We start from the raw sequence: 23808 nt of genomic DNA on the forward strand, positions 1-23808 counted from the left end.
ATTCCGGGCCGCACCCGCCGAAACCCGCGCCAGGGGTGCCCGAAGGTACCCGGAGACGCCGAAAGGCCGGTAGCGACAGCGCTACCGGCCTTTCCGAACGACCTTGAATCAGTTGCCGTTGACGCGCAGACCCGGGTTGTCGGAGAGCACCACGCTGACCGGCTGGGCGAACAGCTGCGGGGTGTTGCCCGTCAGCAGGCCGATGAGGTTGGGGATCTCGCAGATCGGGTAGTCGGCGACCGACGAGGCGCTGGAGATGCCCAGGGCCTGGGTGCCGGTGATGATCGGGCCGCCGGAATCACCGGGCAGGGCGCAGATGTTCGCCGAGAACGACTGGGTGAGCTGGCGCTCGCCGACCTGCACGACCTGATCGACCGCGTTCACCACGCCGCAGCTGAAGCCGGTCCGCGAACCGGACTTGCAGACCGGGGCGCCGACCACCGGGGTGGCCACGCCGGTGATGGCGACCGGAGCCGCGTTCGGCACGCGAACCAGGTTGTTCTGGAAGCGATCCCGCACATTGTCGTTGATCGACACGATGGAGTAGTCCTGGTTGCCCAGCACCGACTTCTGGAACGAACCCAGCTGGGTGCCGACCTTCTCGCCGATCATCTCGTACACGCCGGGTGAATTCGCGCCGCCGGTGGCCGGAATGTTCGGATTGCAGTGTCCCGCGGTGATATTCACGGTGTTGCCCGCGTGGTCGACGCCGTTGAAGCCGAGCGAGCAGCGCAGCGACATCCGGCCCGCCACCGAGGCGTAGCCGTCGCCCGCGGCCAGCGGACCGCCATTGGCACCGGCGATCTCGCCCGCGCGCTGGATATCGGCCTGCTCGCCACCGGCGGGCGGGGTCATCACGATGACGCGGGCCGGATCGACGAAGCTGGGCATCGGCAGATCGGACTTGTCCGCACGCACCGCGATCGAATTGTTGACCGTGTCGATGACCACGCCGCGCACGAACTTCGAGACCGATTCCGGCTGCTCGTCCAACCAGCGCTGGAAGGCGTTCTTCTCACCGCGCAGCACGGCCTCGCTCTTGGCCACGTCCTTGACCTCGAAGCCCGCGTCCTGGGCGGCCTGGCGGGCGGCGTCGAAACCCTCGCCCTTGGCCAGCGCGACCACGCCCTTACCGGCCTCGTTCAGCCAGGAGCCCGCGAAGACCTGCGGGTACTGCCGCTGGGCGGTGGTGGCGAAGGCCGCGATCTGCTGAGCCAGGTCGGCGCGGTTCAGGTAGTCCTGCGGGGAGATCTTCAGATCGCGCTGGATGGCGTTGATCAGTTCCTGCGGCAGATCGGGGGCGGGCTGTGCCTGCGAAGTCGCTGCCATCGGTCCGACGGCGAGCAGCGCTGCGGCCGCGATCGCTGCGGTGCGGACAAGGGCGCGCGGTCGTCCGACCGCAGGCGAAAAACGCATACGTGGCAGGAGCATGAGCCGACTATATGGTGTCGGGCCCGTTATGCCTACTTATTGCCGAGTGACGTTTCGGTATTCAGCAGGCTAACGGACGGCGTGTCGAGTGCAAGATCAGCGTGTCGCACGCATCCACGTGCGACATCACCCTCGGTGGCGTGCGAGTGCCACTCATCCCACATTCGGACGGCTGCGCACCTGAATTCCACTGCCCAGACCGCCACCGGAATTCGCGTCGATATCGGACAGGATGGCCCGAATCGGAATTCCCAGCGAGGCGGTTCCACCGTACTGCGCGAGCGCGGAATTGGCCTCGTTGCAGTTCGGCGCGTCGGCGGCGTTCGAACCACTGGTGATACCCAGGGCGAGGGTGCCGCTCACGATCGCGCCGCCCGAGTCACCGCCCAGGGTGCAGGCGCTGCTGGCGAAGCCGCGCACCGTCTTGGACTGGCCCTCGGCGGTGTAGAGCTGGGTCTCCACCCGGTCGGCCACCACGAAACCGCAAGTGAAGGTGGAGGATTGGCCCGACTTGCAGACCGGCGCGCCGATGATCGGGTCCGCCACGCCGGTCACCGTGAGGGTGGTGCCGTTGGAGGCGCGCACCGACGGCTGATCCATACCGCCGCGCACCGCGGCCTCGTTCAGCTTGATGATCGAGTAGTCCAGACCGCTGCGGCCGCCCAGCTGCGAGTTCACGAAGGTGCCGACCTGCGGGCTGCCCGCCAGATCGCGCACGTTCGGCAGATAGACCCCGGCCTGCTCGTCACCCTTGCCGAGATTCGGATTGCAGTGTCCGGCACTGATATTCAGGGCATTGTCATTGGCGTCCACGGCATTGAAGCCGAAGGAGCACACGTCGACGTTCTGCAGCGAGGAGTCCGCCAGCGAGGTGGGGGCGCTGATGTAGGTGTCGCCGCCCATCGGCCGCCGCTCCACCGGGCCACCGCCGCCGGGCGAGAGGATCACCTTGATATTGGCGATGAGCGTGGGCAGATTCAGCAGATGTCCGGCCGGGGTATTGGCCACCGAGAGCACCAGCTGGCTGTTGAGGAAGTCGATGGCGACATTGTTGATCGCCTGCGACAGATCGACCGGCAGCTCCGCGATCCACGAATTCACCTGGGTCAGCGCGATTTCCAGATTGTTGGCGCTCACCGGGGCCAGTCGGGTCTGGTAGCCGTCCTCGGAGGCGATGCGCGCGGCGTCGAGCGAGGTGACCGCGACGATCGGCTTGCCGTCCTCGCCCAGCCACGCGCCCGCGAACTCCTCGGGCCGCTCGGAGCGGAAATCGTGTGCGTAGTCGCGCAATTCCTGCGCGCGCGCCGAGCGGTCCAGGTATTCGGCCGCCGTCATCTTCAGATCGCGGGCGATGGCCTGGACGAGTTCGGGCGGCAGCTGATCGGCGGCCAGCTGCGCGGGCGCGGCCTCGTCGGCGAGGGCCGGGGCCGCGGTGAACAAGGGACCTACTAAAACGGTCGAGGCGAATGCGACGGTAGCTGCTCGAACCGCGGCGCGGCGCGCCAAAGACTTGCGCATGGAGTCCCTTCGTAGTGCACCAGCAGACCGAATCCCGTGCGCACCTCTTGGGCAGCGCGTGGGTTACACCGGTCAGCGCATCACTTTAAGGCATGCGTCACAGAAGATCTCTACTTGTATCAATTCGAATCTCGCAGCCACGGATCCTGGAAAATCGGCGGCGGCGGTATCTCGAGCGTCGGCAGCTGCGGCGGACGATAGATGTAGGGCGGGGTCCGCGTCGGCGACGTGGGGGTCGGGCGGGTCGACGAGGGCGTCGGCGAGGGTTCCGGTGTGGTGGTGGGCGCCTCGGTGGCGGGCGGCGGCGCCTCGGTGCTGGCCGGGGGCGCCTCCTCCGGTGGCGGAGGCGCTGCGGCCGTGGGGGTTTCGCTCTCGGACGGGACGGGCGGCGGCACCGCACCGGCGGTCGCGTCGGGTTCGGTGAGCACGTCCCCGCGCGGTGTGCCGGTGCCGGTGTCGTCGGTCCGCAATACGGCGGCGACACCGAGGCCACCGAGTAGCAATCCCACGACGGCGGCGGCGATGGCGATCAGTATCGGGCCGCGGTTGCGTGGGGGAGCGTGCGCCGGTTCGTCCGACGGGGCCACCGCGGGTTCGGCGGTGGTTTCGGCCAGCGGCACCGGAATCGCGACCGAGTACGCCTGCGCGGGCGGCTCGGGCACCTTGATGGCGGGCAGCACCTCGGTCACTTCGGCGCTGTTCTCGGTGACCGTCGGATCGGGCGGGGTGAGTCCGGCCGGGGTGGCGAGCACGGCGGCGAGCGCGGTGCGGGCGGCCTGGTAGGCCAGGGCCTTGCCGGTATCGGTCTCCACGCTCAGGTCGCGCTCGCTGACCAGCACCACCGATTTCAGACCCAGGTAGTCGAGGGCGTCGCGGACGGCGCGAATCTGCTCGTCCTGCCAGCCGGTCGGGTGGGTGGCGTAGAACTCGGCCGGGCCGTTCAGGTGGTCGGCGGCCAGGTTGATGAGGCAGAAGGCGGCCGTGGCCCACAGGTCTTCGGCGCGGTACGCCTCGCCGTCGTCCACCGGGATGCCCGCCGGATCGCCGACCTTCGCGACGAATCCGGAGATGGAGTGCGAATGGTCGTCGGGTTGTTCGTCGCCGAGGACGGCATCGCCGTCGTCGGACATGTGCAGCGTTGACTCACGGACGATGTAGTGCACCGGGAGGGTGGCATCGTCCCCGGTCACGATCGCCGCGACGCATTCGTCGTCGGCGATCCGCAGGCCCACCCCAGTGGCCATCCTCGTTACCTCACTCGGTGCGTGCGGGTCTGGCGTCCGCACGCACGAGTGTCACACGAGTAGTGATCCATGGCCCATGGCGCGGAGCATTGACAATAACTCCGAACGCGACCCGGCACCGATCCGACGTCGTATCCGCGCCACGTGATGTTCGACCGTTTTGGCGGAGATATAGAGGCGCGCTCCTATCTCACGGTAGGTGAGACCCAGCAGGACCAGTTCGGCGACCTCCCGTTCGCGCTCGCTGAGCACGGCGTCGGGCAGCGGTTCCGGGCGTGGAGCGGGGGTCGCGGGCCGGGGCCGGACCGGGTGCTCGGACGGTCGGGACTGGACGCGCACGGTGCGGGCCAGTTTCAGCAGGGCCGTGGCCGTGGCGGAATCCTCGGCCGCGAGCGCCGCCTCGCTGGCCAGTCGGGCGGCGTCCCAGATGAGACCCAGCCCGGCCAGTCGCCGGACCGCCGCCTCGACGGGCTGCTGCCGGACCTGACCGCGCAGGACGAGTACCCAGGTGCGACCGGCGTCGGCCAGGGCGGCCGCCTGCGGATCTCCGGCCTGCGCCGCCGCCTTCAGGCGATGCGCGTGCGGCAGCAGCTCGTCCGGGCTCTCGTGCGCGATGGCCGCCTGAATGGCGTACCAGTGGAACGCATTGGCCCAGGCGGGCGGATCCCCCAGTCCGCGCAACAGCTGGCGGGCCGCGTCGACCAAGGCCGTCACTCGGCCCTCGTCGCGCAAACGTATTCCGGCGAGCCATAATTCGCCGATGGGCAGCAGGGTCAGCAGATCCGCGCCGACCTCGTCGAAGAGCGGGCTGGCGGCCTGCCAGGCCAGGGCGAGGGCGGTGTGGTCGCCGCCGCGCCGGGCCAGGCCGACGAGGACGGCATGGGCGAGCAGGCGATCCCGGGGGTCGAGCGCGGCGAGGTCGAGCTGATCGACCACGGCGGCGGCTCCCCGTTCGTCACCGCCGAGCATGGCCACCCAGGCGGCGAGCACCCGCACCTGCGGGTCGGTGGTCGAGCCGCCCCGCAGGGCGTCGGCGGCGCGGCGGGGTTCACCCATGCTCAGGCACAGCAGGGTCGCGATGGCGACCGCAGAGCAGGGCAGGAATCGGTCGCCGCCCGTATCGCCCGGCGCGAGGCCGGTATGCGCGGCGTGGATCAGCGCGGACGCGGCCAGCGCGGCGGAACCGCGCCGGTCGTCGGCGCGCAGCATGGGGAAACCCATTGCGGCGGTGTCGATTCCGGCGGAATCGCGAGTGTGTGCTGCCGTGTCGGGCCGCGACGCGAAACCGTGTGCGGTGGTGTGCATTCCGCGTGAAGGGACGGGAAGCGTTGCGGCAGGCAAGGATTGGCTACCGCGCGCTACGTCGTGCGGAACCGCGCCGAGCGGTGGAGACACCGCGCTGGTCGGCCGATTCGCGCCCTCGGACGGCGTGCGTGTTCGGGTCGGCGAGCTGACCGATTGGGCCAGTGCCGTGGCGATGGATCCGGCGCGGGCGGTGGCCTCGGTGGGCGGCCACTGGTCCGCCGAGGTGGACAGGGCCCGTGCGGTATCCGCGTCACCGGCGAGGTAGAGCACCGTCGCGCCGACGGCCCAATCCGGGCCTATGCGATGCGGGCCGAGCCAGGTGTAGAGCTGGGCGGCGCGGGTGATGAGGCCCCGGCGCGTCCAGACTCCGGCGCAGATGCGCACCGCCGCGGCGAGATCGGTGGCTGGCACCTGGTCGCGGGCGAGGGCGGGTTCGGCCAGTCGCAGCGCCGTCTCGCCGTCGCCGATGCGGGCGGCGGCATCGGCCCAGCGCACCGCGATGGTGTCGGGATCGGCACCGGCGCGGGTGGCGGCGGCGTAGTAGCGGACCGCCTCGTCACCCGCCTTTTCGGCCGCGGTGCAGAGGAATTCGGCCAGGCGCGGATCGCGGACACCGGATTCGGCGAGCAGCAGGGCGGTGTGGTCGCGCAGCAGTCCGGCGTCCAGGCGGGCCTGGAGCAGGCGGCGTTGCACGGCGAGGAAGCGTCGGTCGCCGACCAGGGTGCGCAAGGGGGTGATGGCGGGGGTCAGCAGCAGGTCGGCGTCGGTGACGAGCGCGCTGGCGCGGGCGCGGTCCACCAGATCCTGTGCGGCCGAGCCGGTCACGTCGAGCACCTCGACGAGTTCGCTGGCATCCAGGCCCGCACCGACGGCCGCCACCACCAGGGTGTCGAGCAGATCCGGGTCGGCATCGTCGAGGCGGGCGCGCGCCCACGCGGTGACCGCCGTGTCGACCGCACCGATCCCCGCGTCCATGCGCGCGGCGCAGGCGGCGGCCAGTGCCGCCACCACGCCGCCGTGGATACCGTCGGTCTGCCGGTGAATGTGCTGGGCCAGCCCGCGCGGCACCATCATGCCGAGTTCCCGTGCGAACGGGGCTATCTCGGTGAGCCCGAGTGCGCGCAGATCGATCACGCGCCCGCGCCGCGACACCAGATCGGTGAGGGCGCGCAGGCGGTGGACGTGCGGCCGGGGCCTGGTGGCGATCACCACGATGTGTCGGCCGGATTCCGCCGCGGCGCACAAACTCTCGAGGTCCGGCTCGGACAGGGTGTGCGCATCGTCGACCGTGACGGCCGTGCGGTGCCCGCCCGGCCGACCGGGCGCGGGACTGCCATCCGGCGCGATAGCGGCGGGATTGTCCGAGAGCTGGACGCCTCGGGCGCGCAGGCGGGCGCGGATGGCCGCCAGCAGTGTGGATTTACCGGTGCCGGAGCGGCCCCGAATCAGGTACAGCAGGGGAACGGAATCCTCGGAATCCAACTCCCGCAGAATCTCTCGCGCGTAGGGAAGGGAGTCGAGCGCGACAGGGGTACTACCTACCACCGAAACCAACCCCTAGCCGCCCGAATTCGGAACGAGTTGTCGTGGCGCCTCCAGCGCCGTGCTGACGGTGCCGCCGACCCGGTCGAGCACCTCGGGCACCACGCCGGTCGGCAGCTCGGGCATGGTCGGCGCCGACGGCTGCTGCGGCACGGGCTGCTGCGCAGGCGGAATCTGCGGCGGCGCCGCGGGATCCGACGAATTATGGGCGGGCGCGGGAGGGGGCGCTGCCTCGGTGGGCGATTGCTCGCGCGCGGCGGTCTGGTCCGCTGCCGGGGCCTGTCCGGCCACGGTCGGGACCGCGCCCGGTGCCTGGGTGAGCGTCGGCTGTCCGCTCGAACCCACCGGATGGACCACCGCCGGTGTGCCCGTCTGCTGCGGCGCGCCGGGGTTGTCGGAGGCCGTGACGACCGCCGAGGTCCCTTGTGGCGCGGTCGATTCCGGTGGCGCGGACTGCACGGCGGTGCCGATGGCGAGGGTGCCGGTGGTCAGTGCCGCGACCGCCACGGCGGCCGCGCCGATCACCACCGCGCGCCGCCGGTTGCGTTTGCCCGGCGACGGGGGTTCGACCGGTAGCGCGGGCAGCGCCCGGGCCTCGGGCTCGGGTGCGGGCTCGGATTTCTCGGTCGCCGAGGGCTTTTCGGCAGCGCGGGGCTGTTCGGCATCGCGAGGTGTTTCGGCACTGCGGATCGGCGTGGTCGGCGCGGCGGCCAGTGCCGGGTGCGGCTCCGTCGCGGTGGTCGAATCGAGCAGATCGGCCGCGAGCAGCGCCGCGCCGTGGGCGCTGATGTGCGCCGGATCGGCGGCGGCCGCCACCGGAATCCCGAATTCGGTGGAGAGCAATTCGGTGACCAGCGGAATCGCCGCTCCGCCTCCGGTCAGCAGCACACAGTCGAGATCGGTGACGTGGATGCCCGCGCGGCGCACCGCCTCGCGCAGCAGATCCATGGAGCTCAGCAGCGGCCCGCGCAACAGCTCCTCGAGCTCATCGCGGACGAATCGGACATCCAACCCGAAAGCGGGCAGGCGCACCGGAACTACCGCGGCCGTCTTTTTGGAAAGCTCTTCCTTCGCAATTCCGCAGCGAACGCGCAGTGCGGCCAATTCTCGTTCGACCACCGGATCGAACGGATCGAAATCGTTATCGCCCACCGCATTCGCCAATACGTAGCGCATGGCCAGCAGATCGAATTCGGCTCCCGACACCAGCCTGGAGTGCACCGGCTCGCCCAGCAAACCGGAGAACTGTCCGGTACGAACCACCGAAATGGTCAACCCGGTCGCCCCGAGATCGTAGACGGCCATCGCGCCGTCGTGCGCGGATTCGCGCACCTCCTGCAGCCAGCGCAGGGCGGCCGTGGGCTCCGGCACCAGGGCGACGCCCTCCAGTCCGGCCGCGGTGAGCGCACCGCGCTGCACCTCCACGGTGTGCTGGGTCCACCAGGCCGGATAACAGGCGACCATGGCCGCGGCGGGGCCGGTGTCGTCCACCGCCCGGCCGACCGCCGCGGCCACGAGATCCGCTGCGCGAACAGCGGATCCGTCCGAGATCCGAATGTCCACGGGATCCCCTACCCGGGACAGGATGCCCTCGGGCACCTCGGCCGCCGAACCCAACAGGCTCGGTCGGATGTGTAGCGTGCGCTGTCCCCCCGAAGTCGTCACGGCGACCGTGTTCAGCGACCCGACGGTAATGCCGAGCGCCAGACCCTGACTCATTCGAGAACCCCTGTCATTCGAAACACGCCCTGCCCGGCGTGGCCGTTCGAAAGTCGATCAGTCGGATTAGTTCAAAATGCTGGTGGGGCCTTTGCGGACCCATGGGAGCTGTCGGTTGCTGGGGGATCGTCGTTACCTGTTTGGGGGCAGGTAGGGGGAAATTCCCCTAATGCCCGCCCCGCCCCCAATGCCGAGGGGTCCGGCAACAGGGGAGTTCACCCCGTTTCGAAGTAACGCCCGCGCTTCCTAGCGTGAAAGGAAGTGCAACGAGCGCGGGCCGAGGGGGTCCGCCGAAGGAGACGATTTCCCATGAGCCCCAACGCGATTCTCGAGTTCATCCTCAACCTGCTGCGGGACGACGAGGCCGCAGCCGCCTACTGCGTCAATCCCGGACAGGCGTTGGCGGAGGCCGGATTGGCCGTGACGGCCGAGGATATCGCCGCCGTGGCCCCCATGGTCGCGGAGTCCGCGCTGGTGGCGGGCGGTTCGCAGCTGGCCGGGATCATTGCCGCCGGTGGCGCGGCCGCGGGTGCGGTCAACGCCGGGGTGAACGGTTCGGCGGGTGCGGTCGCGGCGGGGACGACCGGAGTCGCCGTCACGGCCACCACCGCGACCGCCACCCAGGTCTGCCTGGACGGCGAGGCCGCCACCGGCCTGGAGCTGGGCCTCGCCGCCGGAGTGGGCGGTGTGGTCGGCGCGGCCACCGACCTCGGCGCGCAACTCGCGGCCGGTATCGGCGGCGCGGTCACGGTCGGCGCGGACGCGGCCGCCGGTCTCGAAACCGGGCTCTCCGGAGTGATCGGCGCCCAGGCCGCGGCCGACCTGTCGGGCGCTCTGAACGGCGGACTCCAGCTCGGCGCGGACCTGACCACCGGCGTACAGGGCGCGGTCGACGCCGCGGCCGCCGCTGGTGCGGGCCTGACGGCGGGCCTGGGCGGTGCCATCCAGACCGCCGCCGACCTCGAAGCGGGACTGAACACCTCGCTCGGCGGCCTCATCGGTGCGGGCGCGCAGGCCGGAACGGACCTCGGCGCGGGCGTGAATACCGGAATCGAGGGCGCACTGGGTCTGGGCGCGCAGGTGGGCACCGATCTCGGCGCCGCGGTGGAGGGCGCTGTCGGTGCGGGCGCTGGGCTCGGCGCGGGTGTCGGCGCTGGACTGGACGGTGCGCTGGACGCCGGTGCGCAGCTCGGAGGCGGTGTGGACGCAGGACTCTCGAGTGGCCTGAACGGCGCTGTGAACGCTGGCGGGCAGTTGGGAACCGACCTGGGCGCTGCGCTGAACGGTGCGGTCGGCGCGGGAGCGGGGCTCGGAGCGGGCGTGAACGCCGGGCTCGACGGCGCGTTGGGGGTCGGTGCTCAGCTCGGTAGTGGTCTGGAGACCGGTCTGTCCGGGGCGATCGACACCGCTACCGGAGTCGGCGCGCAGCTCGGGAGCGATGTGGACGCGGGTCTTTCCGGTGGTTTGAACGGCGCTGTGAACGCTGGCGGGCAGCTGGGGACCGACCTGGGCGCTGCCGTGAACGGCGCGGTAGGTGCCGGGGCGGGTGTGGACGCGGGAATCGACGGTGTGCTCGAGGCCGGTGGTCAGATCGGAAGTGGTTTGGAGACAGGGCTTTCCGGCGGTCTCGGTGGCGCGTTCGATTCCGGTGCGCAGGTCGGGGCCGATCTCGGCGCGGGCTTGGGCGGCGCTGTCGATTCGGCGGTGGGCGCTGGCGGCCAGGTCGGCGGTGGGCTCTCCGGCGGTGTGGACTCCGCGATCGGGACGGTGGGGCAGATCGGGGCCGGGGCCGATACCGCGCTGGGGGCGGAGTCGGGCCTGGAGGTCGGTCTCGGAGCCGAGAGCGGCGTCGATGTCGGCGTGAGCGGCGGCGGGGCCGTGGACGCCGGAGTGGCCGCGAATCCCTGGGCGGGAGTGGACGTTTCGCAGGCCTTCGGCGCTGGTGTGGACGGCGGACTGTCGGGCGGGGCGGACGCCGGGCTGTTCGGCGACGGCGGTGCGGGTGTCGAGGTCGGGAGTTACCTGGGCGGCGACATCATCGGCGACATTCTGCATTCGTGAGCGAGGACCGGTGAGCACTGCCGTATCGGGGACCGTGATGGCGCATCCACTGCTGTCGATATTGGGGGAGACCATCGCGGTCGCACGCGCGGCCGAACGCGGGGACCTGGTCGGGCGATTGGAGACGGTCGCCCACCGGGTGCGCGATCCGCGACGGCGCATCGTGGTGGCCGGATTGGGCAATCAGGGCAAGAGCCAGTTCGTGAACGCGCTGCTCAACCTGAATATCTGTGCGGTGGGCGACGATACGACCACCGATGTCACGGTCACCCTCACGCACGGCCCCCAGGCGCGCGCCGAAGCGGTCCTCGCCGGTGCGGACGGCGGCGACACCGAAACCTCCCGAATGCCGGTTCCTTTCGAGGAACTCGGCGCGACCGGCCCCGCGCTGCGGGCGAGGCCGGTCGTCCGGGTGGAGGCGCAGGCTCCCAATCCGCTGCTCGCCGACGGCATCGTGCTCATCGACACCCCCGGTGTCGGCGCGCACGGAAACGCCGGTGCGGTGGGCGTCGTCGGCCTGCTTCCCGCGGCCGACGCCGTGTTGGTCCTCACCGACGCTTCCACCGAACTCACCGCGCCGGAGGTGGAGTTCCTCCGACAGGTGCGCGAGCTGTGCCCGGCGGTGGCGGTGCTGCTCAGCAAGATCGACCTCTACCCGCACTGGCGTCAGGTCTTCGAGGCCAACCGCGAGCACCTGACCGCGGCCGGTCTCGATATCCCGATGATCCCCGTCTCCGCGCTGCTGCGCACCCACGCCATGCGCCTGCGCGACGAACAGCTCGGCCGCGAATCCGGCTTCGGCCAGGTCTTCCAGTTCCTGCGCGAGCACGTCGTGGCCCGCGACCAAGCCGCGGTGAAGCAGGCGGTCGCCCTCGATATCGGCTCGGCCGCAGAGCATTTGGCGCTGGCGCTGGGCAGCGAGCTGGTGGCGCTGCGCGATCCCGAGCGCGGCGCCGCCGCCATTCGCGAACTGCGCCTGGCGAAGGCCGAGGCCGAGAAGCTGCAACGGCGGACCGCCGCCTGGCAGCAGACCCTCGGCGACGGCGTCACCGACCTGGCGGGCGATATCGACCACGATCTGCGCAATCGCCTGCGCACCATCTCCCGCGAGGCCGAGGAGTGGATCGACGACCACGATCCCGGCCGCCACTGGGAGGCCATCGAGGAGTGGCTCACCGGCACGGTCGGCACCGCCGTCGGCGACAATCTGCTGTGGACCCGAACCCGCGCCATCGACCTGGCCGAGCGGGTCGCCGGACACTTCACCGAACTCGGCGCGGTCGATCTGCCCGAGGTCGCGAAAACCCTCGACCCCAACGGTTCTCGCGTCGGCTCCTGTGTACTCGCCGATCTGGAACCCGATCTCGGCCTCACCCACAAGATCCTGGTCGGCGTGCGCGGCTCCTACGGCGGCGTCGTCATGGCCGGGCTGGCGGGCACCCTCATGGGTATGGCCCTGGTCAACCCGCTCTCCCTGGGTGCGGGAGTCATACTGGGCGGCAAGGCTTTCCGCGACGACAAACAGGCCCGCCTGGCCAAGCGCCGCGCCGAGGCCAAGACCGCCGTGCGCCGCTACGTCGACGATATCGCCTTCCACTCCGGCAAGGAGACCAAGGACCGCCTGCACCGCATCCACCGCCTGCTGCGCGATCACTTCACCGGTATCGCCGATCGCAGCCTGCGCTCGATCGACGAATCCCTGCGCGCCGCCCAGGAGGCCGCTGGCATCGAAACGGCGCAGCGCACCCAGCGCTGCGCCGAACTCGAACGCCAACTGCGCGTGGTCGCCGAACTGCGCCGCCACGCCGAAGCCCTGCTGCCCGCGGACGCGCGGTCGACCGGCCTGCCGCCGGGAAGCTCCGGACAGCCCGCGCTGGGAGCCCGTTGAGAGCGCGGCGGTAAACCACGTGGGTACCGGTCGGGAGGTGGCGGGTGTCCCGCTACCGTGAGTGGATGGTTTTCGATGCCCCGGGTGCTGTGGCCGGGATCGTGCCCGAGGCGCGGCGATTGATCGGTGCGGCGCGGCAGGCGTATGCGGGGCAGGCGCGGCCGAGCGCGCTGCTGGCCGATTGTGCTCGGCGACTGGACGAACCGCTGCGGGTGGCCTTGGCCGGACAGTTGAAAGCGGGTAAGTCGACGCTGCTGAACGCGCTGGTCGGGCAGGACATCGCGCCCACCGACGCGACCGAGTGCACCCGCCTGGTGACCTGGTACCGGCACGGCGCCACACCGAGGGTGACCGCCTTCGCGCGCGACGGCGCGCGCGCCGATGTGGTGGTGCGGCGCGACCGGGGCGCCGACGGCCTGCCGGGGGCGCACGGTCTGCACTTCGACCTGTCGGCCCTGCGCTGGAACGCGCCCGGCCCGCGTGCGGTGGAGCATCTGGACGTGCAGTGGCCGTCGGAGGAACTGGCCCGGACCACGATCGTCGACACCCCGGGCATCTCCTCGATGTCACAGGAGGTCTCGGCCCGCACCTCGCGCCTGCTCACCCCGAGCGCCGATCCGGGCGGGGTCGCACTGCCGAGCGCCGACGCGGTGGTCTACCTGCTGCGCCGCCTCGATGCCGCCGACGTGGACTTCCTGGAGAGTATCGGCGCGGGGTCGCAGCACGGTACGGCACGCGGATTCGCCGGTGCGGCACCGGGTTTCTCGTCGGGATCACCGCTCGGCGCGGTGGGAGTGGTGTCACGGGCCGACGAAATCGGCGCGGGGCGCATCGACGCCCTGCACTCCGCACGCGATGTGGCCTCCCGATTCGCCACCGAACTCGAGCGCACCGGCCTGTGCCAGTCCGTGATTCCGGTGGCCGGGCTGCTCGCCTTCGCCGCCGCCACGCTGCGGCAGCGCGAATACGCCGCGTTCGAGGCGCTGGCCGCCGTACCCACCGACGACCTCACCGCCGCGCTGCTCTCCGCCGACCGCTTCGCCCGCCCGGACCTCGACCTCCCGGTCCCGCCCGAGCTGCGCGCCCATCTGGCGGCTCGCTTCGGGCTGTTCGGAATCCGCCTGTCCATCACGCTGATTCGGCTCGGCGTTCGCGACTCCGCCTCGCTGGCGGCCGAACTCACCCAGCGCAGCGGCCTGGACGAACTCCGCGCCGTCCTCGATATCCAATTCGCCCAGCGCGCGGAGGAACTCAAGGCGCATTCGGCCCTCACCGGCTTGGCCCGAGTCCTCACCGCCTATCCCGGCACCTCCGCCGACGCCGTACTCCCGAGGGTGCGCACCCTCCTCGCGGATGTGCACGGCTTCGCGGAACTGCGCCTGCTCGGCCGCCTCCGCTCCGAGGACCTCCCCCTGCCCGCCGACGATCACGCCGAATTGCACCGCCTCATAGGCGGTTCCGGCGTCGCACCGCATCTGCGCCTGGGCCTGCCCGCCGATGCCGATCGCGGCACCCAGCACGCGCACGCCTTGGCCGCGGTCAAGAAATGGCGTGCCCGCGCGGGACATCCGCTGGCCGATCAGGCCACGACCACCGCCTGTCTCACCGCCGCGCGCAGCGCGGAAGGGCTCCTGGACCTGTTGCAGGAACCCCCGACCACGCCGTTCGCCCGCATTCGACGGCGCGAGTGACGGCCGATCAGGGCACGGTCGTCGAACTGCGCGGATCTATCAGGATTTTCGCGTGCCGCTCCGGCGAGGCCAGCGCGGCGAACGCGGCGTCGATGCCGTCGAGGCCGACGGTGCCGGTGATCAGCGGCGTCGGATCCACCTTGCCGTCGGCGAGCATGTGCAGGGTGTCGCGGAATTCGCCCGGATCGTAGCCGAGCACGAAGCGTAGTTCGATCTCCTTGTTGATGGCGGTGGCCGGATGAATGGTGTCGGGCTGCATGCACACCCCGACCACGACCACTCGCGACATGGGCGGTGCGGCGGTGAGGATCTGGTCGAGAATGCCCGGTACGCCGACACATTCGAAGATCACCGGCGCGTTCGGACCCTGGTTCAGCGTGTGCGCGGCCCGAAACAACAGCCACCACGGCAGATTCGGAATCCGCCGCAGCCGTTCCATGGCATCGAATCCCAGATTGAGAATGTCGGTCGCACCCGTGATGCGGGATTTGCGCGGTGCGGCGTCCCACGGGGATTCGCTGCCCGGATCGACCACCACATCGGCGCCGCATCGCGTGGCCAGCTCGCGGCGGCGCGGTGACGGATCACTGGCCACCACCGTGCGGACTCCCGCCGCCTTCAACATGCTGATGACCGCGAGCCCGATCGGCCCACAGCCGATGACGAAAGCCGTTCGCCCCTTGCCGATTCGACCCTTGCGCACCGCGTGCCAGGCCACGGCCATGGGTTCGGTCAGCGCCGCGTGCTCGACGGACAGGCCGTTGGGGATGGGGAAGGTCATGGATTCCTGCACCACCACCTGCTCCGCGTAGCCGCCGGGCGCGGCGGTGGACAGTCCCGTCAGATGGGGGTCGCGGCCGTGCCGCAGAATGGGCAGCGCCACCACGGGGGTGCCCGGTTTCCAGCGCTTCCGGCAGCCGGGCCCGTATTCGACTATCTCGCCGGAGAATTCGTGGCCCAGCACCACACTCTGCTCCGACCGCATGAAGTGGCCGTAACCGGTGGCGGCGGCCAGATCGGCGAGCTCGTCGCAGTGCACGCGCGCGTGCAGGTCGGATCCGCAAATGCCGCAACGGGTCACATCGATCAGCACCTGCCCCTTGCCGGGCACGGGTGTGGGCAGGTCCTGAACCTGGAATTCGCCCTTGGTGACGACGGCTGCGCGCATGATGGACTCCTGTCGCGGACGGTGGCCACCCCGAATTCTATGTGTCACCCATCACAGCCCGCCGCATCATCGACTTCCCGCACCCCCATCCGCCGATTGCGTTCCGCCCGCGCCGCATTCAAGCTGACAGGGTGGCTGCCGAAACACCGGATGCGGAACGGGCCGCGGCCGAACGCGCCCTGGTGGACCGCGCCGTCGCGGGCGAACAGGCCGCATTGGCGGAAGTCGTTCGCCTGCTCCAGGATCCGCTGTACCGCCTGGCCTTGCGCATGACCGGCCGCCCCGCCGACGCCGAGGACGCGACCCAGGAGATCCTGCTGCGGGCGGTGCGCAATCTCGCCACCTGGCGCGGCGAGGCGAAGCTGCTCACCTGGGCCTACCGGATCGGCGTCAACCACCTGCTGAACCTGCGGCGCGAATCCCCGCAGGAGGCGGCGCGCCTGAGCCTCGACGAATTCGGCGCGGGCCTGCGCGACGGGCTGGCCGAGCAGGACTACCGCGGACCGGAGGCCACCGTGCTCACGCACGAGATGCGACTCATGTGCAGCCAGGCCATGCTGCAATGCCTCGCGCGCGAGGAGCGCATCGCCTTCGTCCTCTCCGACGTCTTCGAACTCGGGTCGACCGAGGCCGCCTGGATCACCGACACCACGCCCGCCGCGTACCGAAAGCGCTTGGAGCGCGGCCGGAAACGACTCGGAGCCTTCCTCACCGCGCACTGCGGCCTCGCCGATCCGCGGGCCGCGTGCCGGTGCTCGCGCCGCGTGGACAAGGCCGTGAGCCTCGGCCGTATCGATCCGCGACATCCGGCCTACGCGACGCACCCGATCGCCGCGGGCGGTCGCGGCGTCGAACAGGCCGCGCGGACGCTCGCGCGCGAGGTGGCGGTGGCCGAGGACCAGATGGTGCGCCTGCATCAGGCCGCCGCCGTACTCGGCGCGCATCCCGACTACGCGGCCCCCTCCGCCCGCGTGCGAGCGATCGGCGAGATCCTCGCCTCCGGCGCGTTTCCGCTGTTGGACTGAGTGTGTGAAGCGCCGCGCACCGGGTACGCGCACCATGTCCGATGGGGAGGTGCCGATATGAAGCGACAAGACGTCGTCCGGGCATTGCTGGAGCGCGCGGGAACCAGCTATGCCGAGGAGGCCGGTATCCGACTGGCCGACAAACCCGCACCCCTGTTCCAGCTGCTCGTCCTGGCGCAGCTGCTGAGTACGCGGATCTCCGCCGATATCGCGGTGGCCGCCGCCCGGGAACTCGTGACGAGCGGCTACGGCACGCCGCAGCGGGTGGCCGATGCCGACTGGCAGGAGCTGGTCGACGCCCTCGGGCGCGCGCACTACAAGCGCTACGACGAATCCACCGCGACCCGCCTCGGCGCGAATGCCGCCATCCTGCTCGACAACTACCACGGCGACCTGCGCGAACTGGCCGCCGCCGCGGAGCGCGACCCCGCCCACCTGTTCCGTCTGCTGCAACAGTTCCAAGGCATCGGACCGGTCGGCGCGGATATCTTCCTGCGCGAGGTGCAGGAGACCTGGACCTGGGTGCGTCCGTTCTTCGACGAACGGGCTCGCCAAGGCGCGAAACAGCTCGATCTGCCTACCGATGCCGACAGCCTCGCCGATCTCGCCTCCGGCCACGACGCGGATCTGGCGGCGGCGCTGGTGCGGGTCACCCTGGACCGTGACCTCGCCCGAGAGGTGCTGGCGACCGCGGACTAGTCGGTCGCCAATGGGGATACACATCGCCCTGCCAGGGCTTACCATCCCGATGTGGCATCGAGATCGTCCGGAAAACCGGGGCAGTCGGCCGGGTCCGGACAACTCCGGGCACGGGATATCGACCGGGTGAATACGCGCGCCCGGCTGGACGCCGCCTATGAGGAGGGCCAGCTCGGCGCCGACGAGTACCACAACCGCTCCGACCGGGCGGCCAAGGCGCAGACGCTGGCGCAGCTGCACCGCCTGGTCGCCGATCTCCAGGCTTCGCCGGGAACATCGGATCTCGCTCTCCCGCAACCAGATTCGACACCCTCCAAGGGTCGCCGAGCCGGGTATCCGGCGCACGTGCGCGCCCGTGACGGCGATCGGGCGGCGACCTGCGTCGTCCTGGACGCGGCGCTCGGCGACGGACAGCTCTCCGAGGACGACCACCGCGCCCTGATCGAATTGGCCGGGACCGCGAAGACCCTGGGCGAGCTCGCGGAGCTGACCGACGATCTGCAACGCCCCGCCGACGCGCCGCGGGGACCGCGCCCGCCGACCACCCGGCGGCGGCACTGGTTCGCCTTGGGCCTGGCCGCGACCGCCGTGGCCGCCGCCGTCGCGGCCTTCCTGGTCGTGGACCGCCCCGCCGCGCGTCCGGCCGGACCGCCCGTCGCCGAACTCGGCGTGATCGAGCCGATCGTGGTGCCCACGCCGAATCTGCTGACGCCGGAAGGGTTCACCCACTTCGTCACCGTCTACCGCGCGAAGTTCGGCGACACCGTCGTGGACGACCTGACGGTCTTCCCCGAGTACGCGTCGCTGAAGCGCATGGTGCCCGGTCAGCCCAATCGGCTCGTCGACTACACCTATCGCGGCGGATTCGACGCCGATCGCGATATCACCACCCGCAAACCGGATACCCCGGTCTTCGACCTGGCGGCAGTGGACCTGGCCGCCTTCGGCCGCCTGCTCGCCGACGCGCCCGCCACGCTGCGCGTCGACCGGGGCGCGATCAGCCACGTGATGTTCGGGGTCGATACGCCCTCGCGCGGCGGCGCACCCGTCCAGCGCATTCGGGTCTATGTCGAGAACGAGGTCGACGAGCGCGGTTTTCTCGAGGTGTCCCCGGCCGGGACCGTCCTGCGCACCTCGCCGTTCGAGGGATAGGCGCGTCCGATGGCTGATGTCCGACACCGCGGCGACCACCGCCACAGCGGCACCCGGGTGCGCGACTCCGACCGGGTGGACGCCTGCACCCTGCTCGACGCCGCCCACGCCGAGGGCGAACTGACCGAGTCCGAGCACACCGAACGCACCGTGGCCGCCATGCGCGCGGTCACCTTCGGCGATCTCGACGCGCTGGTGGGCGATCTCCAGATACCGCGCAACCTCGCGAATGTGCCGCTGGTGCGCACGGATCGCCGAATCCCTTCGCGGCGTTGGCAACTGGCCGCGGCGACCGTCGCCGCGGCGGCGCTGCTCGGCGCGCTGGGCGGCTGCGTGGCCCGCGTCGCCGAGCCGAATCCGCCGCTGCCCGACCCCACCACCGGTCCCGGTCTGGCCAGCTTCCTCACCGCCTACCGCGAGCGTTTCGGCGACGCCATGGTCGACGAGGTGAGCCTGTACCCCGGCTACGTTCTCGTGGACCGCCCCGGCGGCGAACCCGGCCGCGGCGAGGACATTCGCTACGACAGTGACGGTTTCGATGTCGAGACCACCTCACGCGGGCGCGATGTCGCGTCCTTCGACCTCGGCGCCCTCGATATCGACCGGGTGGCCGGACTGATCGCCGGTGCGCCCCGCACGGTCCGGATTCCCGACGGCGCGATCACCCACATTCTCGTTCGGCGCGAGATCGCGAGCGCCGACGCCGAGCCCGTCCTCACCGTGCACGTGAGCGACGGCGGCCGCAGCGGGTTCGTGGATCTGGCCCTCTCGGGCGAGCCCATCGCCGTCCACCCGCCCACCGCGAACTGACGGACCGTTCTGAAAATTTTTTCCGCGCCCCCGGAATAGATGACCTGGGGACCTCGTTGGTCACATCGACAAGGTTGAGCGAGTCGGACTCAAGTTCAGGTTGCGTCCCGCGCGGTGCGGGTGCAGGATTGAGCCGACCACGCTCAGTGTTGCTGAGAGCTCCGCTTCCAGCGCCAAGCAGGTACGTCAACTAGGAGGAACCACAATGGCTCGTGCGGTCGGTATCGACCTCGGGACCACGAACTCGGTCATCGCTGTTCTCGAAGGCGGTGAGCCGGTCGTCGTCGCCAACTCGGAGGGATCGCGTACCACTCCCTCGATTGTCGCGTTCGCGAAGAACGGTGAGGTGCTTGTCGGTCAGCCCGCCAAGAACCAGGCCGTCACCAACGTCGATCGCACCATTCGTTCGGTCAAGCGCCACATGGGCGAGGACTGGAACGTGGAGATCGACGGCAAGAAGTACACCCCGCAGGAAATCTCCGCGCGCACGCTCATGAAGCTGAAGCGCGACGCCGAGGCCTACCTCGGTGAGGAGATCACCGACGCGGTCATCACCGTCCCCGCCTACTTCGAGGACGCCCAGCGCCAGGCCACCAAGGAGGCCGGACAGATCGCGGGCCTGAACGTCCTGCGCATCGTCAACGAGCCCACCGCGGCCGCGCTGGCCTACGGCCTCGACAAGGGCGACAAGGAACAGACCATCCTGGTCTTCGACCTCGGTGGCGGCACCTTCGACGTCTCGCTGCTCGAGATCGGCGAGGGCGTCGTCGAGGTCCGCGCCACCTCCGGTGACAACCACCTCGGTGGCGACGACTGGGACGAGCGCGTCGTCGGCTGGCTGGTCGACAAGTTCAAGGGCAGCTCGGGCATCGACCTGACCAAGGACAAGATGGCCATGCAGCGCCTGCGCGAGGCCGCCGAGAAGGCCAAGATCGAACTGTCGTCCTCGCAGTCGACCTCGATCAACCTGCCCTACATCACCGTCGACGCGGACAAGAACCCGCTGTTCCTCGACGAGCAGCTGACCCGCGCCGAGTTCCAGAAGATCACCTCCGATCTGCTGGACCGCACCCGCAAGCCGTTCCAGTCCGTGATCAAGGACGCCGGTATCTCCGTCGGCGATATCGATCACGTTGTGCTGGTTGGTGGTTCGACCCGTATGCCCGCCGTGTCCGAGCTCGTCAAGGAGCTGACCGGTGGCAAGGAGCCCAACAAGGGCGTGAACCCGGACGAGGTCGTCGCCATCGGCGCCGCCCTGCAGGCCGGTGTGCTCAAGGGTGAGGTCAAGGACGTCCTGCTGCTCGATGTCACCCCGCTGTCGCTGGGTATCGAGACCAAGGGCGGCGTGATGACCAAGCTCATCGAGCGCAACACCACCATTCCGACCAAGCGGTCGGAGACCTTCACCACGGCCGACGACAACCAGCCGTCCGTGCAGATCCAGGTCTTCCAGGGTGAGCGCGAGATCGCCTCGCACAACAAGCTGCTCGGATCCTTCGAGCTGACCGGCATTCCCCCGGCCCCGCGTGGCGTGCCGCAGATCGAGGTCACCTTCGACATCGACGCCAACGGCATCGTGCACGTGACCGCCAAGGACAAGGGCACCGGCAAGGAGAACACGATCAAGATCCAGGACGGCTCCGGCCTGTCCAAGGAGGAGATCGACCGGATGGTGAAGGACGCCGAGGCGCACGCCGCCGAGGACAAGGCCCGCCGCGAGGAGGCCGAGACCCGCAACCAGGCCGAATCGCTGGTGCACCAGACCGAGAAGTTCATCAAGGACAACGAGGACAAGGTCCCGGCCGAGGTCAAGACCAAGGTCGAGGCGGCCATCGCCGAGGCGAACGAGGCGCTCAAGGGCACCGATATCGCGGCCATCAAGACCGCGGTGGAGAAGCTCGCCACCGAGTCGCAGGCGCTGGGCCAGGCCATCTACGAGGCCGCCGGTGCCGAGCAGGCCGCGCAGGGCAATGGCGCGTCCGCGCAGCAGTCCGATGACACCGTCGTGGACGCCGAGGTTGTCGAGGAGCCGGAGAACAAGTGACGAACCAGAACCCGGAACAGGAGCCGATCGTCGAAGATCCGGCCGCGGGTGAGGTTCGTGAGGCCGCGGCGGAGGAATCCGCCGCGGCCCCTGGGCCTGACGGGGCGGCCGGGGTGAGCGCCGAATCGCTCGCCGACGCGATCACCGCCGAACTGGCCGAGCGCACCGCCGACCTACAGCGACTGACCGCCGAATACGCCAACTATCGGCGTCGGGTCGAGCGTGACCGCAAGGCCACCATCGACACCGCCAAGGCCACGGTGGTCTCCGAATTGCTCGGTGTGCTCGACGATCTCGATCGGGCCCGTGCCCACGGCGACCTGGAGTCCGGACCGCTCAAGTCGGTCGCGGACAAACTGGTCACCGCCCTGGAGAAGCAGGGTCTCGAGGAGTTCGGTTCGGAGGGTGAGCCTTTCGACCCGACCCTGCACGAGGCCGTGCAGCACGAGGGCTCCGGTCACGAACCGGTGATCGGCATGGTCATGCGCAAGGGGTACCGCTTCGGCGACCGCGTGCTGCGCCACGCGCTGGTCGGAGTGACCGATGGCCCTGCGGACGGCGATGCCGCGCCGCAGGATTCGACGAACGCTGGCTCGGATGCCAGTAACAACGGGTAAGACCAGGGAAGGAGGGGATGCCCGGTGAATCGGGAGTGGCTCGAAAAGGACTTCTACAAGGAGCTGGGTATTTCCTCCAGCGCCACCCAGGACGAGGTCAAGAAGGCCTATCGCAAACTGGCCCGCGACCTGCACCCGGACAAGAATCCGGGGGACACCAAGGCCGAAGAGCGGTTCAAGTCCGTCAGCGAGGCGCATTCGGTCCTGTCGGATCCGGATAAGCGCAAGGAGTACGACGAGGCGCGAAAGCTGTTCGCCAGCGGTGGTTTCGGCCGGGGCGGCTTCTCGCCCGGCGGCAGCGGCTATGCCCCCGGGGGATTCACCGGCCAGGAGTTCAATCTGGGCGACATCTTCGGCGCCGCACAGGGAACCGCGGACGGTGGCCTCGGGGATATCCTGGGCGGCCTGTTCAACCGGGGTGGCACCCGGACCTCCTCGCGGCCGCGACGCGGCAGCGATGTGGAGACCGAGACCACCCTCGGCTTCCGCGAGGCGGCCCAGGGCGTCACCGTGCCGCTGCGGATGACCAGCCCCTCGCCGTGCACCACGTGTCACGGCAGCGGCGCCAAGCCGGGCACCAGCCCGCGAGTGTGCCCGCACTGCAATGGCACCGGCGTCATCAGCCGCAACCAGGGCGCGTTCGGGTTCAGCGAGCCGTGCGACGAATGCCGGGCCACCGGATCGATCATCGACGATCCGTGCACCGACTGCCGTGGCACCGGCATCCAGAACCGGACCCGCACCATCACCGTGCGCATTCCCCCGGGAGTGCGTGACGGACAGCGGATTCGGCTGGCCGGACAGGGCGAGGCGGGCCTACGCGGCGCACCGCCGGGCGACCTATTCGTCACCGTGCACGTCAGTGGTGACAAGGTCTTCGGCCGCAACGGCGACGACCTGACCCTGGTGCTGCCGGTGACCTACAGCGAATTGGTGCTCGGGACAACGGTTTCGGTGCCGACCCTGGACGGCCGGGTGGGCGTGAAGGTGCCACCGGGCACGGCCGACGGGCGTACCCTGCGGGTGCGCGGTCGCGGCGTGCCCAAGCGCGGCGGCGGCGCGGGCGATCTTCTCGTGACCGTGAAGGTCGCGGTACCGCAGAAGCTGGACGACAATGCCGCCGAGGCGCTGCGGCGCTATGCGGAGGCGGAGAAGGCCGGTGGATTCGATCCGCGTGCTGGATGGGCAGGTGCGTAATGAGTTCCGATCCGAAGAAGGGCAACGAGACCCAGTACTTTCTGATCTCGGTGGCGGCACAGCTGGCGGGTATGCACGCCCAGACGCTGCGCACCTATGACCGCCTGGGTCTGGTGTCGCCGCAACGCACTTCGGGCGGCGGGCGGCGCTACTCCGACCGGGATGTGGAGCTGCTCCGCGAGGTGCAGCGCCTGTCCCAGGACGAGGGCGTCAATCTCGCTGGCATCAAACGGATCATCGAACTCACCAATCAGGTCGAGGACCTGCAGCAGCGGGTCGCCGAACTGACGGCGGAGGTGGAGCGGCTGCGCGCGGGCTACCGCCCCGAACAGCTCACCCCGCCGACCCGCAGCACGGCCCTGGTGGTGTGGCAGCCGCGCAATCGGCGGCAGCGCTAGCCACCGGCGACTGGAGTACCGACAGGCAGCGTCCCGGTTTCGGGGCGCTGCCTTCGTCTTTCGGCGTTCGCCGGGATGCGAATGTTGCGGGTGATGTGCTGGGGCATCTCTGTGCATATCTAGAAATCGATCTAGAAATCCCGGAGAAAGATGCAGACCGCCCGGCTTTGTTTATATCCGTTTCGGGTGATAAGTCGGTATGCCGCAGAATAATTGAGAGCCCATCGTGGTTGCGGAGTGATCGCTCCTTTGTTGAGTCTTGCAAAACGTATCCGCCAAAATCGACGAGCAGCATCCCG

At 70.0% G+C, this 23808-nt stretch carries 17 protein-coding genes; 11 read left to right on the top strand and 6 right to left on the bottom strand.

Annotated elements, in window-relative coordinates; translation table 11 throughout:
- Positions 1-108: 108 nt before the first annotated feature.
- From ACIBH2_RS31085 to ACIBH2_RS31105, 5 genes are all read right to left on the bottom strand, one after another.
- Positions 109-1431 (bottom strand): S1 family peptidase, encoded by a 1323-nt coding sequence (locus ACIBH2_RS31085; RefSeq protein WP_397123945.1) that lies wholly within the window; start codon positions 1429-1431, stop codon positions 109-111.
- 153 nt (positions 1432-1584) lie between these two features.
- Positions 1585-2949 carry a S1 family peptidase gene (locus tag ACIBH2_RS31090; RefSeq protein WP_397123947.1) on the bottom strand — a complete coding sequence of 455 codons (1365 nt, stop codon included), beginning with the start codon at positions 2947-2949 and terminating at the stop codon, positions 1585-1587.
- Positions 2950-3068: 119 nt separating this feature from the next.
- Complete coding sequence (locus ACIBH2_RS31095) at positions 3069-4193, bottom strand: hypothetical protein (protein WP_397123949.1); 1125 nt, start codon at positions 4191-4193, stop codon at positions 3069-3071.
- A 51-nt stretch (positions 4194-4244) separates the two neighbouring features.
- Positions 4245-7043 (bottom strand): LuxR C-terminal-related transcriptional regulator, encoded by a 2799-nt coding sequence (locus ACIBH2_RS31100; RefSeq protein WP_397123951.1) that lies wholly within the window; start codon positions 7041-7043, stop codon positions 4245-4247.
- Positions 7044-7055: 12 nt separating this feature from the next.
- A complete protein-coding gene (locus ACIBH2_RS31105) occupies positions 7056-8759 on the bottom strand; it encodes an Hsp70 family protein (protein ID WP_397123953.1) in 1704 nt (567 codons plus the stop codon).
- Positions 8760-9068: 309 nt separating this feature from the next.
- On the opposite strand from ACIBH2_RS31105, the gene ACIBH2_RS31110 reads away from it, so the two are divergent.
- From ACIBH2_RS31110 to ACIBH2_RS31120, 3 genes are all read left to right on the top strand, one after another.
- Positions 9069-10820 (top strand): IniB N-terminal domain-containing protein, encoded by a 1752-nt coding sequence (locus tag ACIBH2_RS31110; RefSeq protein WP_397123955.1) that lies wholly within the window; start codon positions 9069-9071, stop codon positions 10818-10820.
- Between the two features lie 37 nt (positions 10821-10857).
- Positions 10858-12708: a dynamin family protein gene (locus ACIBH2_RS31115; RefSeq protein ID WP_397124305.1), complete on the top strand. Its 1851-nt coding sequence runs from the start codon at positions 10858-10860 to the stop codon at positions 12706-12708.
- Positions 12709-12773: 65 nt separating this feature from the next.
- Positions 12774-14399, top strand: coding sequence for a dynamin family protein (locus ACIBH2_RS31120; RefSeq protein ID WP_397123957.1), 1626 nt, complete (start codon positions 12774-12776; stop codon positions 14397-14399).
- A 7-nt stretch (positions 14400-14406) separates the two neighbouring features.
- On the opposite strand, the gene ACIBH2_RS31125 is transcribed toward ACIBH2_RS31120, so the two are convergent.
- Positions 14407-15567, bottom strand: a complete 1161-nt coding sequence (locus ACIBH2_RS31125) for a zinc-binding dehydrogenase (protein ID WP_397123959.1) — start codon at positions 15565-15567, stop codon at positions 14407-14409.
- 131 nt (positions 15568-15698) lie between these two features.
- Between ACIBH2_RS31125 and ACIBH2_RS31130 the strand changes: the two genes are divergently transcribed.
- The 8 genes from ACIBH2_RS31130 to ACIBH2_RS31165 all read left to right on the top strand — a co-directional run bounded on the left by ACIBH2_RS31130 (position 15699) and on the right by ACIBH2_RS31165 (position 23509).
- Positions 15699-16592 carry an RNA polymerase sigma factor gene (locus tag ACIBH2_RS31130; RefSeq protein ID WP_397123961.1) on the top strand — a complete coding sequence of 298 codons (894 nt, stop codon included), beginning with the start codon at positions 15699-15701 and terminating at the stop codon, positions 16590-16592.
- 57 nt (positions 16593-16649) lie between these two features.
- Complete coding sequence (locus tag ACIBH2_RS31135) at positions 16650-17291, top strand: endonuclease (RefSeq protein ID WP_397123963.1); 642 nt, start codon at positions 16650-16652, stop codon at positions 17289-17291.
- A 51-nt stretch (positions 17292-17342) separates the two neighbouring features.
- Entirely contained in the window at positions 17343-18443 is a 1101-nt protein-coding gene (locus tag ACIBH2_RS31140) for a DUF1707 domain-containing protein (RefSeq protein WP_397123965.1), read from the top strand.
- A 9-nt stretch (positions 18444-18452) separates the two neighbouring features.
- Positions 18453-19253, top strand: a complete 801-nt coding sequence (locus ACIBH2_RS31145) for a DUF1707 domain-containing protein (protein WP_397123967.1) — start codon at positions 18453-18455, stop codon at positions 19251-19253.
- A 205-nt stretch (positions 19254-19458) separates the two neighbouring features.
- Positions 19459-21297, top strand: a complete 1839-nt coding sequence (gene dnaK, locus ACIBH2_RS31150; protein WP_397123969.1) for a molecular chaperone DnaK — start codon at positions 19459-19461, stop codon at positions 21295-21297.
- Positions 21294-21914: a nucleotide exchange factor GrpE gene (gene grpE / locus ACIBH2_RS31155; protein ID WP_397123971.1), complete on the top strand. Its 621-nt coding sequence runs from the start codon at positions 21294-21296 to the stop codon at positions 21912-21914. The genes dnaK and grpE overlap by 4 nt, the downstream gene beginning before the upstream one ends.
- Positions 21915-21938: 24 nt before the next feature.
- Positions 21939-23111 carry a molecular chaperone DnaJ gene (gene dnaJ / locus ACIBH2_RS31160; RefSeq protein WP_397123973.1) on the top strand — a complete coding sequence of 391 codons (1173 nt, stop codon included), beginning with the start codon at positions 21939-21941 and terminating at the stop codon, positions 23109-23111.
- Positions 23111-23509, top strand: a complete 399-nt coding sequence (locus ACIBH2_RS31165; RefSeq protein ID WP_397123975.1) for a heat shock protein transcriptional repressor HspR — start codon at positions 23111-23113, stop codon at positions 23507-23509. The genes dnaJ and ACIBH2_RS31165 overlap by 1 nt, the downstream gene beginning before the upstream one ends.
- Positions 23510-23808: the final 299 nt, after the last annotated feature.

Source organism: Nocardia sp. NPDC050406 (genome assembly GCF_044459025.1).
In the GTDB taxonomy this organism is placed as follows: Bacteria; Actinomycetota; Actinomycetes; order Mycobacteriales; family Mycobacteriaceae; genus Nocardia.

What these genes read in the sequence shown, in the direction of transcription:
- ACIBH2_RS31105 (WP_397123953.1), bottom strand. Translation starts at nt 8,759, where the DNA reads ATGAGTCAGGGTCTGGCGCTCGGCATTACCGTCGGGTCGCTGAACACG.
- ACIBH2_RS31125 (WP_397123959.1), bottom strand. Translation starts at nt 15,567, where the DNA reads ATGCGCGCAGCCGTCGTCACCAAGGGCGAATTCCAGGTTCAGGACCTG.
- ACIBH2_RS31095 (WP_397123949.1), bottom strand. Translation starts at nt 4,193, where the DNA reads ATGGCCACTGGGGTGGGCCTGCGGATCGCCGACGACGAATGCGTCGCG.
- ACIBH2_RS31110 (WP_397123955.1), top strand. Translation starts at nt 9,069, where the DNA reads ATGAGCCCCAACGCGATTCTCGAGTTCATCCTCAACCTGCTGCGGGAC.
- ACIBH2_RS31165 (WP_397123975.1), top strand. Translation starts at nt 23,111, where the DNA reads ATGAGTTCCGATCCGAAGAAGGGCAACGAGACCCAGTACTTTCTGATC.
- ACIBH2_RS31145 (WP_397123967.1), top strand. Translation starts at nt 18,453, where the DNA reads ATGGCTGATGTCCGACACCGCGGCGACCACCGCCACAGCGGCACCCGG.
- ACIBH2_RS31115 (WP_397124305.1), top strand. Translation starts at nt 10,858, where the DNA reads ATGGCGCATCCACTGCTGTCGATATTGGGGGAGACCATCGCGGTCGCA.
- ACIBH2_RS31135 (WP_397123963.1), top strand. Translation starts at nt 16,650, where the DNA reads ATGAAGCGACAAGACGTCGTCCGGGCATTGCTGGAGCGCGCGGGAACC.
- dnaK (WP_397123969.1), top strand. Translation starts at nt 19,459, where the DNA reads ATGGCTCGTGCGGTCGGTATCGACCTCGGGACCACGAACTCGGTCATC.
- ACIBH2_RS31085 (WP_397123945.1), bottom strand. Translation starts at nt 1,431, where the DNA reads ATGCTCCTGCCACGTATGCGTTTTTCGCCTGCGGTCGGACGACCGCGC.
- ACIBH2_RS31090 (WP_397123947.1), bottom strand. Translation starts at nt 2,949, where the DNA reads ATGCGCAAGTCTTTGGCGCGCCGCGCCGCGGTTCGAGCAGCTACCGTC.
- ACIBH2_RS31120 (WP_397123957.1), top strand. Translation starts at nt 12,774, where the DNA reads ATGGTTTTCGATGCCCCGGGTGCTGTGGCCGGGATCGTGCCCGAGGCG.